This is a genomic window from Ralstonia sp. RL (assembly GCF_001683835.1).
Lineage (GTDB): Bacteria > Pseudomonadota > Gammaproteobacteria > Burkholderiales > Burkholderiaceae > Ralstonia > Ralstonia mannitolilytica.
This window is the reverse complement of sequence record NZ_LWRX01000111.1, coordinates 1-1,182: the sequence shown is the minus strand read 5'-3', so window position 1 is coordinate 1,182 and position 1,182 is coordinate 1. Positions and strand designations below refer to the sequence as shown.

Here is a 1,182-nt window from a genome sequence, read left to right as displayed (position 1 = left end):
GCCGCGCGCACGAGGCGAGAACCGGGCGTACTGGGCTTGGTTTGGGGAGCGGACGGGGAATTGACGGTGCATGCATTTGCACATCTGCACCTCCGACAGGCTATGTCAGGGCACCCCACCAAGAGGCACAGCGAGTTCGCTTACTACAGCGAAGAAGTGGTCTACGACAACGGTTCCTTGCCTCAACACGAGAACGATGCCCACCACACGTCGCCAGACGGACCACGTTACGCCTGAGGAAACCACATGCGCGATTCATTGCATCTCCTCGCTTATCGGCGTGCCGCCACCCACGTGCTCGCAGCCGCCTGCCTGTTGCTTTCTGCCTGTCAATCCGGAGTTCAGATGCCGACCAATAAAACCTACTACCGCCAACCCATCGCCTGGCCGCGCATGCAGGCGCCAGCACAACAAGGTGATCAGGGCCAGGCCCCCGCCGCAGTCCTGCTGGGGGTGCAATGGCTTAACCCGCTGATGTGGCGGGACTACCCGACCCAATGGAATCTGCTGTGGGCACAAGGGCTCGCACAGCCCAATGACGACGACCTGCAGGCGAAGCGCTTCAAGCTGGGCGATGCAGTGGGGCAGCTGACGCTCGGCTTGTCGCGCCATGAACGATTGGAGGATTTTCCACATGTAAAGCGCGACAGATTTGAGTCGGCATTGAGCAAATTGATTACCGCCCCGCTGCTCACCTTCAACGACTATTTGGAAAACCCGAACTACTTCTATTCCCTCAAGCGGGGTACCAGCCGCCCTAACTACTTCGACCCGAACGTGTTCTTTGGCTTGCCGCGCGAGTGGTTGAACACGCCAACCTACCTTGACGACACTCACCCCAGTACGGGCCAGAAAGACCTTCTTGAAGAGCAAAAGGCCATGGGCATGCCCGCGCCCAGCATCCTCGCCTACGACGCCGCCCATGCCGAAGAACGCATGCGCGACTACTGGGTCACGCTGCACAAAGACGACAGGGGTAGGACCGTGCGCGGTACGCGCGTCTTTCCAGAAATGATTATTGGCGAGCGCACCCTGTCACTGCAGGCAGTGCGGCGGCTGGTGTTTCACGAGATCGCGAGCGATGCCCAAGCCAAAAGCATGCTGCTCAACCCCGAAGGCAAGTTGCCTAACGTCACGGTGTCGGCAGGCGACACCAACGTCGGCTTCTACAACCTGCAAGAC

1 pseudogene is annotated in these 1,182 nt (G+C 59.8%); it reads left to right on the top strand.

Going from position 1 to position 1,182, the window contains the following annotated elements:
- Nucleotides 1-246: 246 nt before the first annotated feature.
- A pseudogene (locus A6M56_RS10215) lies at nt 247-1,182 on the top strand (hypothetical protein); the annotation flags it as partial.